Origin of the sequence: Cutibacterium sp. (assembly GCF_030525615.1) — a bacterium.
GTDB lineage: Bacteria > Actinomycetota > Actinomycetes > Propionibacteriales > Propionibacteriaceae > Cutibacterium.
Window position 1 is genome coordinate 389,223 of the sequence record NZ_JAUNEJ010000001.1, and the last position, 15,772, is coordinate 404,994.

General features: G+C 60.0%; 13 protein-coding genes. 12 read left to right on the forward strand and 1 reads right to left on the reverse strand.

The window, feature by feature from the left end; all coding sequences use genetic code 11:
* The first annotated feature begins 266 nt into the window (after positions 1-266).
* Positions 267-3,020 (forward strand): pyruvate dehydrogenase (acetyl-transferring), homodimeric type, encoded by a 2,754-nt coding sequence (gene aceE, locus Q4B98_RS01800; protein ID WP_303195004.1) that lies wholly within the window; start codon positions 267-269, stop codon positions 3,018-3,020.
* A 118-nt stretch (positions 3,021-3,138) separates the two neighbouring features.
* Positions 3,139-3,543: a DUF3052 domain-containing protein gene (locus tag Q4B98_RS01805; protein ID WP_303195005.1), complete on the forward strand. Its 405-nt coding sequence runs from the start codon at positions 3,139-3,141 to the stop codon at positions 3,541-3,543.
* A gap of 75 nt (positions 3,544-3,618) precedes the next feature.
* Here the strand turns inward: Q4B98_RS01805 and Q4B98_RS01810 are convergent, their stop codons facing one another.
* Entirely contained in the window at positions 3,619-4,203 is a 585-nt protein-coding gene (locus Q4B98_RS01810) for an isochorismatase family protein (RefSeq protein ID WP_303195007.1), read from the reverse strand.
* Between the two features lie 44 nt (positions 4,204-4,247).
* Between Q4B98_RS01810 and mgrA the strand changes: the two genes are divergently transcribed.
* The 10 genes from mgrA to pyrE all read left to right on the forward strand — a co-directional run bounded on the left by mgrA (position 4,248) and on the right by pyrE (position 15,689).
* Positions 4,248-5,261, forward strand: a complete 1,014-nt coding sequence (gene mgrA / locus Q4B98_RS01815; protein WP_303195009.1) for an L-glyceraldehyde 3-phosphate reductase — start codon at positions 4,248-4,250, stop codon at positions 5,259-5,261.
* A gap of 156 nt (positions 5,262-5,417) precedes the next feature.
* On the forward strand, positions 5,418-5,993 hold the full coding sequence (pyrR, locus tag Q4B98_RS01820; RefSeq protein ID WP_303195011.1) for a bifunctional pyr operon transcriptional regulator/uracil phosphoribosyltransferase PyrR: 576 nt from the start codon (positions 5,418-5,420) through the stop codon (positions 5,991-5,993).
* Positions 5,990-6,934 carry an aspartate carbamoyltransferase catalytic subunit gene (locus tag Q4B98_RS01825; protein WP_303195012.1) on the forward strand — a complete coding sequence of 315 codons (945 nt, stop codon included), beginning with the start codon at positions 5,990-5,992 and terminating at the stop codon, positions 6,932-6,934. The genes pyrR and Q4B98_RS01825 overlap by 4 nt, the downstream gene beginning before the upstream one ends.
* The gene (locus Q4B98_RS01830) at positions 6,931-8,268 is read left to right on the forward strand and encodes a dihydroorotase (protein ID WP_303195013.1); all 1,338 of its coding nucleotides are present in this window, start codon (positions 6,931-6,933) and stop codon (positions 8,266-8,268) included. Before Q4B98_RS01825 ends, Q4B98_RS01830 begins: the two co-directional genes overlap by 4 nt.
* Positions 8,265-9,353, forward strand: coding sequence for a carbamoyl phosphate synthase small subunit (locus Q4B98_RS01835; protein ID WP_303195014.1), 1,089 nt, complete (start codon positions 8,265-8,267; stop codon positions 9,351-9,353). The genes Q4B98_RS01830 and Q4B98_RS01835 overlap by 4 nt, the downstream gene beginning before the upstream one ends.
* Positions 9,353-12,559, forward strand: coding sequence for a carbamoyl-phosphate synthase large subunit (carB, locus tag Q4B98_RS01840; protein ID WP_303195016.1), 3,207 nt, complete (start codon positions 9,353-9,355; stop codon positions 12,557-12,559). Before Q4B98_RS01835 ends, carB begins: the two co-directional genes overlap by 1 nt.
* Positions 12,559-13,353: a dihydroorotate dehydrogenase electron transfer subunit gene (locus Q4B98_RS01845; RefSeq protein WP_303195018.1), complete on the forward strand. Its 795-nt coding sequence runs from the start codon at positions 12,559-12,561 to the stop codon at positions 13,351-13,353. Before carB ends, Q4B98_RS01845 begins: the two co-directional genes overlap by 1 nt.
* On the forward strand, positions 13,350-14,273 hold the full coding sequence (locus Q4B98_RS01850; RefSeq protein WP_303195019.1) for a dihydroorotate dehydrogenase: 924 nt from the start codon (positions 13,350-13,352) through the stop codon (positions 14,271-14,273). The genes Q4B98_RS01845 and Q4B98_RS01850 overlap by 4 nt, the downstream gene beginning before the upstream one ends.
* A 26-nt stretch (positions 14,274-14,299) precedes the next feature.
* Positions 14,300-15,010, forward strand: coding sequence for an orotidine-5'-phosphate decarboxylase (gene pyrF / locus Q4B98_RS01855; RefSeq protein WP_303195021.1), 711 nt, complete (start codon positions 14,300-14,302; stop codon positions 15,008-15,010).
* A 28-nt stretch (positions 15,011-15,038) separates the two neighbouring features.
* Positions 15,039-15,689 carry an orotate phosphoribosyltransferase gene (gene pyrE, locus Q4B98_RS01860; protein WP_303195022.1) on the forward strand — a complete coding sequence of 217 codons (651 nt, stop codon included), beginning with the start codon at positions 15,039-15,041 and terminating at the stop codon, positions 15,687-15,689.
* The last annotated feature ends 83 nt before the right edge of the window (positions 15,690-15,772 follow it).

Below are 15,772 nucleotides of genomic sequence, written 5' to 3' on the forward strand. Positions count from 1 at the left end.
CGTCGTGATGTCGTTCTTGGTCACCTGAGCCTCCCTTTGGCGAGACTTCGAACAGTGTAGTTGGGTTCTGACGGAGGTCACGACGGCCCCGGTCGTCTGTCATCAAGGCAGGGAGTTTCGCGCTGAGTCGATTTACGACATTTGCAAGTGACTTTTTTCGTATTACGCGCCACAATAGATTGGTGGTGGGCCCTCGGGCTGCCGCCGCGAATCGTCACCGGTGGCGACGCCGGTAGCGCGTCAATGTTGATGAGAAAGGACTCAGTGTGATCCCGCGCGAAGAACGTGGACCAGTCCTCAACGGACTACCGACAACCCTGCCTGACATCGATCCCGAGGAAACCCAGGAGTGGATCGAATCCCTTGACAACATGGTCGAGGCCGACGGTCCCAACCGAGCCCGGATTGTGTTGCTGAAGATGTTGGAGCGGGCTCGTAGCCACGGCCGTCTCGGGCTGTCGGCTCTCACCTCCACTGATTACATCAACACCATTGCCGCCGAGGATGAGGAAGAGTATCCCGGTGACGCGGAGATCGAACGGAACATCCGTCGTCTACTGCGGTGGAACTCTGCCATCACCGTGCATCGCGCTCAGCGTCCCGGTATCGGCGTCGGTGGCCACATCTCTACGTATGCCTCTGCAGTCACCTTGTACGAGGTCGGCCAGAACCACTTCTGGCGTGGACAGGACGCCCCCGGCGGCGGAGACCAGGTCTTCTTCCAGGGCCATGCGGCTCCCGGTATGTACGCCCGCGCGTTCCTGGAGGGACGTCTCACCGAGGAGGACCTTGACGGTTTCCGTCAGGAGAAGTCGAAGGCTGGTCATGGCCTGCCCTCATATCCTCATCCGCGTATGCTGCCTGACTTCTGGCAGTTCCCCACCGTGTCGATGGGCCTGGGTCCGATGGACTCTATCTACCAGGCGTCCCTGAACAAGTACCTCACCAACCGTGGCGTCAAGGATTGCTCGGACCAGCATGTATGGGCTTTCTTGGGCGACGGCGAGATGGACGAGCCAGAATCGCGCGGCTTCCTGCAGGTTGCTGCCAACGAGGAGCTCGACAACCTGACCTTCGTCATCAACTGCAACTTGCAGCGTCTTGACGGGCCGGTGCGTGGCAATGGCAAGATCGTCCAGGAGCTGGAGGCCGTCTTCCGTGGAGCCGGCTGGAACGTCATCAAGGTGATCTGGGGGTCTGGCTGGGACCCGCTGTTGCAGGCTGACCGCGACGGTGCCCTTGTCGACCTCATGAACAACACCCGCGACGGCGATTACCAGACGTTCAAGGCCAACGATGGGGCCTACGTCCGTAAACATTTCTTCGGCCGTGATCCCCGCACCGCGAAGATGGTTGAGAACTGGACCGACGACCAAATCTGGGCGCTGCGTCGTGGCGGACACGACTACCGAAAGATCTACAACGCGTACAAGGCCGCCACCGAGTTTAAGGGGGCCCCGACCGTTGTACTCGCCTGCACCATCAAGGGCTATGACCTCGGGACCCATTTCGCGGGGCGCAATGCGACCCATCAGATGAAGAAGCTGGCCCTTGACGACCTCAAGCAGTTCCGCGATCGCCTGGAGATCCCGATCTCCGACAAGGTCTTGGAGGCCGACCCGTATCGCGCTCCGTACTTCCATCCGGGTGCCGATGACGAACGTATTCAATATCTCATGGAGCGTCGTCGCGCTTTGGGCGGCTTCGTACCGGAGCGTCGCTCGAAGTTCACCTCCTTGCCGATTCCTGAGCAAAAGGCCTTCGACGGAGTTAAGCGTGGATCGGGCAAGCAGGAAGTCGCCACCACCATGGCCTTTGTTCGTTTGCTCAAGGACCTCATGCGCGACAAGAACTTTGCCCCACATGTCGTCCCGATTATCCCTGACGAGGCTCGTACCTTCGGTATGGACTCGTTCTTCCCGACGATCAAGATTTACAACCCGCACGGTCAGAACTACACCCCGGTGGACCACGAGCTCATGCTCAGTTACCGCGAGGCCAAGAACGGTCAGATCTTGCACACCGGTATCAACGAAGCCGGGTCGACCGCTGCCTTTATCGCCGCTGGCACCACCTACTCCACCCAGGGCGTGCCGATGGTGCCGATCTACCTGTTCTACTCAATGTTCGGATTCCAGCGCACCGGCGATTCCTTCTGGGCTGCCGGTGACCAGATGGCCAAGGGATTCATCATTGGGGCCACCGCCGGACGAACCACTCTGACCGGCGAAGGCACCCAGCACATGGACGGCCATTCGCCGATCTTGGCTGCCACCAACCCGGCTGTCATCTCCTACGATCCGGCCTATTCCTACGAGATCTCCCACATTGTCCAGGCCGGTCTTAAGCAGATGTATGGCGAGAATGCCGAAGACGTCATGTACTACCTGACGGTCTACAACGAGCCGATGATTCAGCCCGCCGAGCCGGAGGATGTCGACGCCGAAGGCATCGTCAAGGGCATGTACTTGCTGTCGCAGGGGTCCTTTGACGGCGTTGGTGAGGATGCCCGCCGAGTCCAGCTGCTTGCCTCTGGCGTTGCAGTGCCGTGGGCCCTTGAAGCTCAAAAACTCCTCAAGAACGATTTCGGTGTCGTCGCTGATGTGTGGTCAGTCACGTCGTGGAACAACCTGCGTCGTGACGCCATGGAGGCTGAGGAACAGGCTTTCCTGCATCCTGAGCAGGGTAAGCGTACTCCGTATCTCGTGGAGCGCCTGGCCGGCGCTCCTGGACCAGTCGTCGCGGCAACCGACTACATGCGTCAAGTCCCCGACCAGATTGCCCAGTGGGTTCCGGGAGATTACGCATCCTTGGGAACTGACGGATTCGGATTCTCCGACACCCGTGCTGCGGCTCGTCGATTCTTCCACATTGACGGACCTTCCATGGCCGTCCGCGCCCTTCAAATGCTCGCCGAACGCGGTGAGATTCCGCAGGATTGGCCTGCTAAAGCTGCCGAGAAGTACGATCTTCTCAACGTCAACGCGGGGGAGTCCGGTAACGCTGGCGGAGACGCCTGATCGAATCTCACCATGCGGAGGTCACCCCCCTGAGGTGGCCTCCGTATCTCGTATCTGGCACGCTTGTGTCAAGGTGTCTTTCGCGCCAGACGCACATACTTGAGGAAGCTGAGGATTCGTGGGAAGCGGCAGCGATTTGGACAAGCTCGGTCTTGAGGCCGGGCAGGTGGTCCAGGAGCTCGGTTGGGACGATGATGTTGACGAGGATCTCCGCCAGGAGGTCATGGACATCATCGACGGTGACATGATCGAGGATTCGATTGACGCCGTTGACATCGTCTGGTTGTGGTTACGTGCCGACGATGGTGATGTGGCCGATGGGTTGGTTGACGCTATGCGAGACCTGTCTGACGATGGTTTTATCGTGCTCGTCACCCCGAAGGTGGGACGGCCCGGCACTATTGATCCGGCGGATCTTTCCGATGGGGCCGCCACGGCTGGCATGGTGCTGACGACCAGTTATGACGCCGGCGAGGATTGGCAGGCCCACAAGGTCGTACGTCCCCGCGGCGGGCGTCGCTGAAGCCTGGTTCCCGCCCTCGGACGGCATGATCGCCGGATCATCGTTGGCAGTCAAGTGAAGACTCATCACTGACGGTCAAATCTGCGAACTCGTGGTAACCGTCACCCCGGCATTGGTCATCGCTGCCACGGCGGCCTCGCCCAGTTCAGGGCTGACCGGCTCACTCAGATCAGTCAGGCAACGGGTCGCAAATCCCAGCTTCTGAGCGTCCAAGCTGGTGTCTTTGACACAGTGAGACAGCGCGAGCCCGATGACGTCGACGGACTCTATGCCACCGTTGCGCAGTACCGTCTCCAGCGTCAGGCCATCGGTGGTCGTGCCCTCAAAGCCGGAGTAGGCCGCAGCATACTGGCCCTTCTTCACCCGCGCGTCGACCACAATGCCAGCAACGGCTGGGTGTATTTCAGCCTCTTTGGTGCCGGCTACCCCATGGGGAGGCCAGGAATCCACGAAGTCAGGGTTGCTAGCGAAGTGATCGCCAGGATCGATATGCCAATCCTGGGTCGTGACTACCATGTCGTAGCGGTCTCGATGAGCAGCAATGTAGGACGCAATGCGTTGTGCGCAGGCGTTGCCGCCCGCAACGGCGAGGGCGCCTCCCTCACAGAAAGTCGGTTGGACGTCGACGACGATGAGCGCGCGATGTGATGATGTGGCCATGGACACATCCTGTCACTACGGCTGATCCTCGGTACGCTGGCGCTATGGCAGTGAGCACCTATGTGGCAGCCCAGGATCGCTACGACACCATGGAGTATCGACGGTGTGGAACCAGCGGCTTGCTGCTGCCGGCAATCTCGTTGGGCCTGTGGCACAATTTTGGGGACTTGCACCCAGGTTCTACTCAACGTGCCGTGTTGCGTCGCGCCTTCGACTGTGGGATCACCCACTTCGACCTGGCTAACAACTATGGCCCGCCTTACGGCCAGGCCGAGATCAATTTCGGTCGGATCATGGCCACCGACTTCAATCCCTACCGTGATGAACTCATCATCAGCTCCAAGGCGGGTTACGACATGTGGCCCGGGCCTTACGGACAGGGAGGAGGCTCTCGTAAGTACCTCATTGCCTCCTGCGATCAGTCTCTCAAGCGTATGGGTCTGGACTACGTCGATATCTTCTATTCCCATCGTTTCGACCCGGACACCCCACTTGAAGAGACGATGGGAGCCTTGGACCGTATCGTTCGCTCGGGACGGGCTCTCTATGCAGGCATTTCCTCATATGACCCTGAGCAGACCGAGAAGGCTGCCGCTATTGCACGCGACCTTGGGACCCCGCTGCTCATCCACCAGCCGCGCTACAACATGTTCGATCGCTGGATCGAAGATGGTCTCGTTGACACCTGTGAGCAGGAAGGGATGGGAATCATCTGCTTCTCCCCGTTGGCTCAGGGAATCCTCACTGACAAGTATCTCAACGGCATTCCGGCCCGGTCGCGAGCTGGGATGGGAGCGATCTCGCTGCGCCCCGAGCAGATTGATGACGCCACCCGGGCCGCTGTTTCCGCTCTTAACGAGATCGCTAAGGACCGAGACCAGACTCTCGCTCAGATGGCTTTGTCGTGGATTCTGCGGGATTCCCGTATCACCAGTGTCCTCGTCGGTGCCTCGTCGGTGCCGCAGCTGGACTCTGACATCGACGCCCTGAGGGCGACGCCCTTCACTGACGAGGAGAGGGTCAATATCGAGTCGGTGCTGGCCGATCATGCCTGCTGAGATAACTCAGCCGGGATAGTGCTACGCTCCTAACGACGCCCTTTAATGGCGATCCCGTGAGGTCGCGAAGGTCGTGCGGACAGGCGACAGCGCATATGCGCGTCGTCCGGTGTGCTCCACCCTTGCACCTGCGGTGTCCAGCGGTAGGAGCCTGTTATGCAACTGACCCAGTCATCCGGCCCAGTCACTGTCCTCGACTCCAAGGCATTGGAGCGAGCATTAACAAGAATCTGTTACGAAATCGTCGAGCGCAATGAAGGGCTTGACCAGCTCGTCATCGTCGGTATTCGCACTCGTGGGGTGTACCTGGCACAGCGTATGGCTGCCAAGCTCTCGGCCTTAAGCGATGCAGATGTTCCCGTCAGCGAACTGGACATCACCTTGTATCGGGATGATCTTGATCCCAACGAACACCGTGAGCGGCCTCAGAATCCGGTGCTTTCTGGCAATAACGTTCCGACGAATCTGGCCGGCAAGACCGTCGTCCTGGTCGACGATGTCCTGTTCACCGGTCGGACGGTGCGAGCTGCCCTCGACGCCGTGCTTGACACCGGTCGTCCCGATCGCGTTCTGTTGGCTGTCATGGTTGATCGGGGTCACCGTGAGCTGCCGATTCGCGCCGATTTCGTTGGAAAGAACATCCCTACCTCGCTGGGTGAGGCGGTTGACGTGCACGTCGCTGAGGTTGATGGCGAGGACGCGGTCACCATTCGAAAGGTGGTCTCCCGGTGAGCTCTGAGGTTGTTGAGGAGTTCGACGTCGACCATTCCGGACGTCACTTTCTGTCGGTGGAGGACATATCCAATGACGACGTGATGAGGATCATCAATCGCGGACGTCAGTTCAAGGCCGGTGATACCCCCCGCGTCGAACCTGGCCATGTTGCCATCAATATGTTCTTCGAGAATTCCACCCGAACCATGACCAGCTTCCAGATGGCCGAGCACCGCCTGGGCATGAAGATCCTTGATTTCGATCCGGGACACTCGAGCGTTACCAAGGGCGAGAGTCTTTACGATTCAGTGCGCACAGTGGACGCCATCGGTGCTGAGGTGGCTGTTATTCGCCACTCCACCAACCACTACTACGACTACCTGTTGTCGACCGGGACTCTCGGTCTGTCCGTCGTTAATGGCGGTGACGGCTCCGGTCAGCACCCCAGTCAATGCATGCTCGACCTCATGACCATCGCCGAAGAATTCGGTCACATCGACGGTCTCACAGTTGCCATCAGTGGCGACATCGCTCACTCACGAGTGGCGCGTTCCGACGCTCAGATCCTCACTCGGTTGGGCGCCAACGTCGTGTTCACTGGCCCGCGTGAGTGGATGGACCACGAAGTCACCCGTCTTGGATCGATGGCCACCCTTGACGAAATCATTGCTGACGTTGACGTCGCGATGATGCTGCGCGTTCAGCACGAGAGATTCGACGCCGGCCCAGACTTTTCTGCCACCGACTACCTGCAGGCTTTCGGGCTCACCGACGAGCGGGCGGAGCGGATGAAGCCCAACGCGATCATCATGCACCCGGCTCCGGTAAACCGAGGATGTGAGATCTCTGGTCACCTCGTGGAGGCTCCCTCATCTCGTATTTTTGAGCAGATGGGGAATGGAGTCATGGTGCGAATGGCCATTCTGGAACAGGTACTGCAAGCGAGGGAGTCGAAGTGAGTCGAAGGGTCCTCCTCACCGGGGTGACCATGTTGGAGGGAGCTACCCCGGTCCCTTCCCAGCTCCTCGTGCGTGATGGTCGGATAGAAGCCATGTCACGGGGCAGGCGCAATGCTCTCGACGGAGCTGACGCGCAGGTCATCGACCTGGGTGGTGCCCTGGTGACTCCCGGCATGGTGGATTTGCACGTTCATCTGCGCGAACCGGGCCAGGAGCACAAGGAGACCATTGCCTCGGGTACTGCTGCCGCTGCTCGTGGCGGTTGGACGACTATTTGCGCTATGCCGAATACCGTGCCCGACCCGCACACTCCCGAGCTGATGGCCGACCTTAAGCGCAGGATTGATGAGTCCGCAGTGGTGCGGGTGCGTCCCATCGCCCCAATCACCGTTGGACTGACGAGTACTCATCTGGTTGATGTCGATGCCTTGACTCGCGCCGGGGCCGTCGCTTTCTCCAATGACGGCAAGGGAGTTCAACTGGCCGGAACGATGTACGACGCTATGCGTGCTGCCGCAGCCGCAGATCGTCCCATCGCTGCCCACGCCGAGGATGAATCCTTGGTGCGCGGCGGGGTCATCAATGACGGGCGACGCGCGCGTGAACTTGGGTTGCCTCCGATGACACGTCTTGCTGAGACCGTCCACGTGGCCCGAGACGTCATGATCGCCGAGGCCACCGGAGCGCACTACCATCTGTGCCACGCCTCGACCAGACAGTCGATTCGCACCCTGCGGCGCGGTCGTGAAGACGGCGCGAATGTTACCGGAGAAGCGGCACCTCATCACCTGTTGCTCGCTGATGACGACATTCCCAGTGATGACGGTTTTTACAAGATGAATCCACCGCTGCGCACCCGAGATGACGTTGACGCCATGGTCGAAGGACTATGTGACGGTACCTTGACCTGTATCGCCACCGACAATGCACCTCATGCTGCCGCTGAGAAGGATTGTTCCTTCCGTAATGCTGCTTTCGGGGTGATTACTAACGAGCACACTTTCGCTCTGCTCTACACGAACTTCGTGCTGGAGCGTCGATTCCGCCTCGATCAGCTTGTCAACTGGCTCACCGTCGGACCTGCCGACACCTTTGGGCTAACTGATGCTGGTCGGCTGCGAGTGGGGGGACCTGCCGACCTCGCGGCCTTCGACTTGCAAAACCAGACGACGATCATTCCTGAGGAGGGTGCTGGCATGGGGCGCAATACCCCGTTTGCCGGACGCTGTGTCTTCGGCGACTGCGTGCTGACGATGGTCGGTGGGCGGACAGTTCACCGTCGGCGACAGCACATCGGCAAGACTGACGACCACGAGATGGGAGACCCGCAATGAGCAGACGCACCCTGTTGTTGGCCGATGGGACGAGTTACCAGGGGGAGGCCTTTGGGGCAGACCATGAGGTGAGTGCCGAGGTCGTTTTCACCACCGGTATGACCGGGTACCAAGAAACCCTTACAGACCAGTCCTACAACGGACAGATCGTCACCTTCACTTACCCCCTCATCGGCAACTGCGGTATCAACCGCGATGACATGGAATCCCTCTTCCCGACAACCGCCGGGGTCATCTGTCGAGAGGTGCCGCGACTTGCCAGCAACTGGCGCAACCGTCTCAGCCTCGATGAATTCCTTACCACCCATGGCATTCCTGGTCTGGCTGGTATCGACACTCGTGCTCTGGTACGACGACTACGCAATGAGGGGGTCATGAAGGGGGTCTTGCTGGGTCCGGACGCCGACCTTGACGCCGAGCTGGAGAAGCTGCGCAACACCGAGCTGCCTACCGACCAGATTGCCCAGGTTTCCACTCGCACCGCCTACCCGTCCCCGTTGGGAGGACGCAGTGTGGTGCTCTTCGATTTTGGTCTCAAACACTCCATCCTGCGCGAGCTCAGCAAACGCGGCTGTGCCGTCACGGTGGTGCCGTGGGACATTTCGGCAGATCGGGTGCGTGCCTTGGCCCCCGATGGGATCATGTTGTCCAACGGCCCGGGCGACCCGAAGTCGATCCCGCAGGTTCAGGATGTGGTGCGTGAGCTCCAGGAGGAGTACCCGATTTTCGGTATCTGTATGGGTCACCAGATCTTCGCCCTGGCCAATGGTGCCGACACCTACAAGTTGCCCTTCGGCCACCGTGGTTTCAACCATCCGGTGCGCGATCTAGCGACTGGACGGATCGACTTCACGAGTCAGAACCACGGATATGCGGTAGATCCCGAATCGGTGGCTGGAACCGAGCTGGAGATCACTCACATCGAGATCAATGACGAGACGGTCATGGGGGTACGTCACACTCGCCTGGGATCGTTTTCGGTGCAATACCACCCTGACGCGGCCGCTGGACCGCACGACGCTGCGCACGTTTTCGACGACTTCGTGGCGCTCATGGACGCCCACCACACTGGAGGCCAGAACTGATGCCCCGCCGTACCGACCTGCATCGCATTCTCGTCATTGGATCCGGTCCGATCATCATCGGTCAGGCCGCCGAGTTCGACTACGCCGGCACCCAGGCCTGTCTGGCTCTCAAAGAGGAGGGGTACGAGGTCATCCTCGTCAACTCCAACCCAGCCACGATCATGACCGACCGTGACATCGCCGACAAGGTCTACATCGAGCCCATCACCTTAGAGTTCGTCTCCTCGATTCTGCGCCGAGAACGTCCTGACGCCATCGTCCCCACTTTGGGTGGCCAGACCGGACTTAACATGGCCACTGAGCTAGCCAAGTCCGGGATCCTCGATGAGCTGGGTATCGAGCTGCTGGGTACCAAGCTTTCGGCTATCGAAAGGGCCGAAGACCGTGACCTGTTTAAACAGCTCATGGACGAGCTGGGCCAGCCGGTGCCAGCTTCTGAGATCGTCCACACCGTCGACGAGGCGGTCGAGGTGGGCAACACGATTGGTTACCCGCTCATCGTTCGTCCTGCCTACACCTTGGGGGGAACCGGAGGCGGTATTTGCCAGGATGAGGCTGAACTGGTTCGCATCGTCGGAAAGGGCCTTGAGCTCTCCCCGGTGACCGAGTGCCTGGTCGAGCAGTCGATCGCCGGGTACAAGGAAATCGAGTACGAGATGATGCGCGACAGCGCCGACAACACCATGGTCGTATGCACCATGGAGAACTTTGACCCGGTCGGCGTCCACACCGGCGACTCCATCGTTTTCGCCCCCACCCAGACTCTGACTGACGTCGAACACGAAATGTTGCGCGACGCGTCGATCGAAATTGTCCGGGCGCTGGGGATTGAGGGTGGCTGTAACGTTCAGCTCGCCCTGGACCCGGAGTCCTTCCAGTACTACGTCATCGAGGTCAATCCGCGCGTTTCGCGGTCCTCGGCTTTGGCGTCTAAGGCCACCGGCTACCCGATCGCCAAGATCGCCGCGAAGATCGCTGTCGGCATGACCCTCGATGAGATTCGCAATCCTGTTACCGGGACGACCTGGTCGATGTTCGAGCCGATGCTTGATTATGTCGTCGCCAAGATTCCGCGCTGGCCCTTCGACAAGTTTGCCCGGGCTGATCGTCGCTTGGGCACCCAGATGAAAGCCACCGGTGAAGTGATGGCGTTGGGACGCACGATTGAGGAATCCCTGCTCAAGGCGGTGCGCTCCTTGGAAATTGGCGTCGACCATATCTGCCTGCGCGAGGTTGCAGACCTTCCCGACGACATCCTTGAGGAGCGCCTGCTGCACGCCCGCGACGACCGTCTTTTCTGCCTGGCAGAGGCAATCAGGCGAGGCCGCACGGTACACGAACTCCACGAGCAGACGAAGATTGACGTCTTCTTCCTCGACAAGATCGCCCACATCCTCGAGATCGAGGAGAGACTGCGCGCCTGCCCCGACGATCCTGAGGCTCTCTGGATCGCGAAACGCAATGGTTTCTGCGACCCGGCGATTGGACGTTTGTGGGGCAAGACCGCAGATGAGGTGCGAACCCGTCGACTTGAGGCTGGTATCAAGCCGGTCTACAAGATGGTCGACACCTGTGCTGGCGAGTTCGAGTCTTCAACTCCGTACTTCTACTCGACCTATGAAATGGAGAACGAGTCGGTGAAGTCGGATCGCCCCAGCGTCCTGGTGCTAGGTTCCGGCCCGATCCGTATCGGTCAGGGCATTGAGTTCGATTACGCCACGGTCCACTCAGTCAAGGCCATCCAAGCTGCCGGGTATGAGGCCATCATCATGAACTCCAACCCGGAGACGGTCTCGACCGATTTCTCCATCTCGGACAAGCTGTACTTCGAGCCGCTCACGATCGAGGACGTCATGAACGTCATCGACCTCGAACAGCCTGAGGGGGTTATTGTCCAATTCGGTGGCCAGACAGCCATCAACCTGGCCGGTCCGCTGGACGCTGCTGGGGTGCCAATCCTTGGCACTCAGCTGGCTGACCTTGATCGCGCTGAAGATCGCGAGGGATTCGAATCCCTGCTGGCTGAGCTGCAGATTCCGCAGGCTCCGGGTGGTACGGCTCGCTCGTCCGAGGAAGCCCTCGCTGTTGCGCAGGAACTCGGGTATCCGGTCTTGGTGCGACCTTCCTACGTCATTGGTGGTCGCGCGATGGCTATCGTCACGAGCGCTGAGGAGCTCAAGCGTTATATGCGCGACGCTGTTCATGCCAGTCCTGACAAGCCGATACTTGTGGATCGCTACCTCAACGGTCTGGAGTGTGAGGTCGATGCGATCTGTGATGGCACCGACGTGCTCATCCCCGGAATCATGGAGCACATTGAGCGCGCAGGCGTTCACTCGGGCGACTCGATGGCTGTCTACCCGCCGCAGCGGATGAATCAGAAGGTCATTGATCGTATCGTCGAGGTGACGACGAAGCTGGCCTTGGGCCTCAACACCAAGGGCATTCTCAACATCCAGTTCGTTATCGCCAAGGACCCTGCCACCGGTGAGGACACCGTCTACGTCATCGAGGCCAACCCGCGTGCCTCGCGCACCGTGCCTTTCCTGTCCAAGATTACGGGCGTGTCGATGGCTCAGGTGGCTACCCGGATCATCCTCGGGGAGAAGCTATCCGACCTCGGTTTGAAGCCTGGCCTGCTGCCGTTTTCCACGCGTATTCACGTCAAGTCTCCAGTCTTCAGCTTCTCCAAGCTCGATCTGGTCGATTCGCACTTGGGCCCGGAAATGAAGTCCACCGGTGAGGTCATGGGGTCTGACGACACGATAGAGAAGGCTCTTTACAAAGTCTTCGAGGCCGCGAACCTGCACGTCCCCGAGTACGGCAAGATCCTCATCACGGTGGCCGACGATGCCAAGCCTGAGGCCCTCGCCTTGGCCCGACGCTTCGACCGAATCGGCTTCCAGCTCATCGGTACCAAGGGCACCGCGCGGTTCTTCGACGAAGATGGGTTGCGTATCGACGTGGCCGAGAAGATTGGGTCGGGAGAAGCCGGGTCCACTGAATCCGTCCTGGACCTCATCAGCCGCAATGGCTGCGACGCCGTTATCAATGTCATGGGCAATGGCCAGGACACCATCATTGACGGAAAACAGATCCGTCGCGAGGCCATTGCCCGAGGCATTCCGTTGTTTACCTCTCTGGATACCGCTGCGGCGATCTGTCGGGTGATGGAGTCGCGCGTCTTCTCGACGGAGACGATCTGATGAGTCAAACGACGGGTCTGCGTCCGGCCCCTCAGGCGATGGAACTGGCCGCTCGGCAAGAGATTGCTGCTGGGGTGTATTCGGTGCGCCTTGTCCCCAGCCAGCCGATGCCGCAGGTCGCCCCTGGAACCTTCCTTGACCTGCTGCCCGGCGGGTTGCACGTGCTGCGCCGACCGCTGTCCATCGCCGACGCTGACGAGGAGGGATACACTCTCATCTTTCGAGTAGTCGGGCAAGGAACCTACGAACTGTCTCGGATGCCATGTGGGGCAAGGGTGGATGCTCTTGGTCCGTTGGGACACGGATTTGACCTGGACGCGGCCCGCTCTGGTCAGCGTGCTCTGTTGGTGGGAGGGGGAGTGGGAATTCCGCCTCTTTACCTGCTGGGTCGTCGTCTGGCGGAGCGTGGTGTTCAGGTGCAGTTTCGATTGGGATTCCGCGATCGCCACGACATCTTTTGGGCTGATGAGTTCTCCCAACTCGGAGAGGTGCTCGTGTCCACCGACGACGGATCGGTAGGAACGAAGGGTACCGTCGCTCAAATCGCCGAGACCGATGAGGCGCGACATTTCGTCCCTGACATTGTGCAGGCCTGTGGGCCGATCCCGATGTTGAAGTGGGTGAAATCGGCCTTCGCTCCGACGGTGCCTACCCAGCTGTCATTGGAGGAGAGGATGGCTTGTGGGGTGGGTGCCTGTTATGCCTGTGTTATCGGGGACGCGAAGAATCCCGATCACCAGTTCCGAGTGTGTTACGACGGACCGGTGTTTCAGGCTGAGGAGGTCGTGCTGTGAACAGGTTGGCCGTCTGTCTGCCTGGCTTGGAACTCAAGAATCCGATCATGCCCGCGAGTGGGTGTTTCGGCTTCGGTGCTGAGTACGCCCAGTACTACGACCTGTCGGTGCTTGGTTCGATCATGATAAAGGCGACGACCGTCGAGCCACGTCGCGGCAATCCGGTGCCCAGGGTCGCCGAGACCCCCGGTGGAATGCTCAACGCTATCGGTTTGCAAAATCCGGGTCTCAATGTCGTCATGGCCGAAAAACTGCCGTGGTTGGCCGAGCATTTTCCAGATCTGCCGATTATCGCCAACGTCGCGGGGTACACCACCGAGGATTACGTCAAGGTTTCCGAGGTCATCTCGACTGCCCCCAATGTGGCAGCCCTGGAGGTCAACATCTCCTGCCCCAACGTCAAACGCGGCGGAATAACCTTCGGTACCAATGCGACCGCAGCCCACGACCTCACGACCGCCGTCGTTGCGGCCGCCAGCGTGCCGGTCTACGTCAAGCTGTCTCCCAATGTCACCGACATCACCGAGATCGCCCGAGCGGTTGCCGACGCCGGAGCCGACGGTCTGACCCTCATCAACACCCTTACCGGCATGAGGATCGATCTGGGACAGCAGAAACCCGTCATCGCCAACGGTACGGGCGGACTCTCCGGTCCGGCTGTCCTTCCCATTGCAGTGCGCATGATCGATGCCGTCACTCGGGTTGTTGACATCCCGGTCATCGGAATGGGTGGTGTGAGGACCAGCGCCGACGCTCTGGAACTCATGATGGCCGGGGCCTCGGCCATCGGCGTCGGTACTGCGAACTTCACTGATCCGCTGGCATGTCCCAAGATTATTGACGGTCTCGAACCGCTCATGGACGATCTGCACATCTCCAGCCTCGAGGACCTTCGCGCCCAGGTCCGGCAGTCTCGCTGATTATCGACCACCACCAAGGAGTAGATATGGACACCAGCCGCCCGATCATTGCCCTCGATCTCCCAAACGCGGAGATCGCCCTCGACTTCGTGAGCAAGTTCGACGAGAGCCTGTTTGTCAAAGTAGGGATGGAACTGTTCTACGCGGCAGGCCCGAGCATCATCACCAGTCTCAAAGAGGCCGGACACGATGTCTTCTGCGACCTCAAACTTCACGACATACCTAACACCGTCAAAGGCGCTGCTGCGAGCTTGTCTCGGTTGGGAGCAGATCTGCTGACTGTCCATGCTGCTGGCGGAAAGGCCATGATGGAGGCTGCCCTGGAGGGACTGGGAGAGGCGGTTGAGACCACCCGTGTGGTCGCGATCACCCAGCTCACCTCCACTTCGCCAGAGGCATTGAAAACTGAGCAACTCATTGAGGTGCCGCTGGCTGAATCAGTACGCAACTACGCCAAACTTGCCGAGTCGGCTGGGCTGGCCGGTGTTGTCTGCTCAGCCCACGAGGCCGCCGACATCGCCTCAGTGACTGGCCCAGACTTCCTGCGCGTCACCCCGGGAATCCGTCCGGCTGGTGCCGCAGTCGGGGACCAATCCCGGGTCGCCACTCCCGGAAATGCGGCGTCGATGGGGTCCTCAGCCATCGTGGTAGGTCGACCTATCACTAAGGCTGATGATCCGGTCGCCGCCTATCACGCCATCCGCGATGAATGGAATGCCGGACGCACGGCAGCCTGACGACAACATCACTTGGAGGAAGACCGTCATGACCGTCACCAATAAGGAGATCGCCCAGCAGTTTGCTGAGCGTCTGCTCGCTATCGAAGCTGTTTCATTGTCTCCGGATGCCCCGTTCACCTGGGCGTCAGGTCTGCACTCACCGATCTACTGCGACAATCGCGTGACCCTGTCTGATCCGCAGACCCGCGACCTCATCGCCACCGGGCTGGCGGAGTTGGTGCGTGAGAATTTTGACGAGGTGGACGTCGTAGCCGGTACCGCCACCGCAGGTATTGCCCATGCCGCCCTGGCCGCTGATCGTCTCGGTGCCCCAATGGCCTATGTCCGTTCCGCTCCCAAGGACCACGGACGAGGCAATCAGATCGAAGGACGTATCCCGGCAGGGTCGAAGGTCGTCATGGTTGAGGATCTCATTTCCACCGGCGGCTCGGTCCTCAAGGCTGCCCAGGCCGTCGAGCGAGAAGGATCGACCGTAGTCGGCGTCCTTGCGCTGTTTTCCTACGAGTTGGAGAAGGGACATCACGCCTTCGCAGAGGCTGGTCTGCCGCTTCTCACGCTGTCGAACTACCCGACCCTCATCGAGGTAGCTGCGCAATCTGGACGAATCACCTCGGAGCAGCTGGCCACCCTGCAGACGTGGTCTTCGGATCCTCAGGCCTGGTCGGACGCTCACTGATGAGTGGGTCCAGGGCGGTAACAATGCCGCCTTTCGAATCCGCATGTTCTCTAGGCACCACCGATGACGTCCAGAGCGGAAAG

Coding starts and splice junctions, on each gene's coding strand:
- Q4B98_RS01835 (WP_303195014.1), top strand. CDS start 8,265: ATGAGCAGACGCACCCTGTTGTTGGCCGATGGGACGAGTTACCAGGGG.
- Q4B98_RS01810 (WP_303195007.1), bottom strand. CDS start 4,203: ATGGCCACATCATCACATCGCGCGCTCATCGTCGTCGACGTCCAACCG.
- mgrA (WP_303195009.1), top strand. CDS start 4,248: ATGGCAGTGAGCACCTATGTGGCAGCCCAGGATCGCTACGACACCATG.
- carB (WP_303195016.1), top strand. CDS start 9,353: ATGCCCCGCCGTACCGACCTGCATCGCATTCTCGTCATTGGATCCGGT.
- pyrE (WP_303195022.1), top strand. CDS start 15,039: ATGACCGTCACCAATAAGGAGATCGCCCAGCAGTTTGCTGAGCGTCTG.
- Q4B98_RS01845 (WP_303195018.1), top strand. CDS start 12,559: ATGAGTCAAACGACGGGTCTGCGTCCGGCCCCTCAGGCGATGGAACTG.
- pyrF (WP_303195021.1), top strand. CDS start 14,300: ATGGACACCAGCCGCCCGATCATTGCCCTCGATCTCCCAAACGCGGAG.
- pyrR (WP_303195011.1), top strand. CDS start 5,418: ATGCAACTGACCCAGTCATCCGGCCCAGTCACTGTCCTCGACTCCAAG.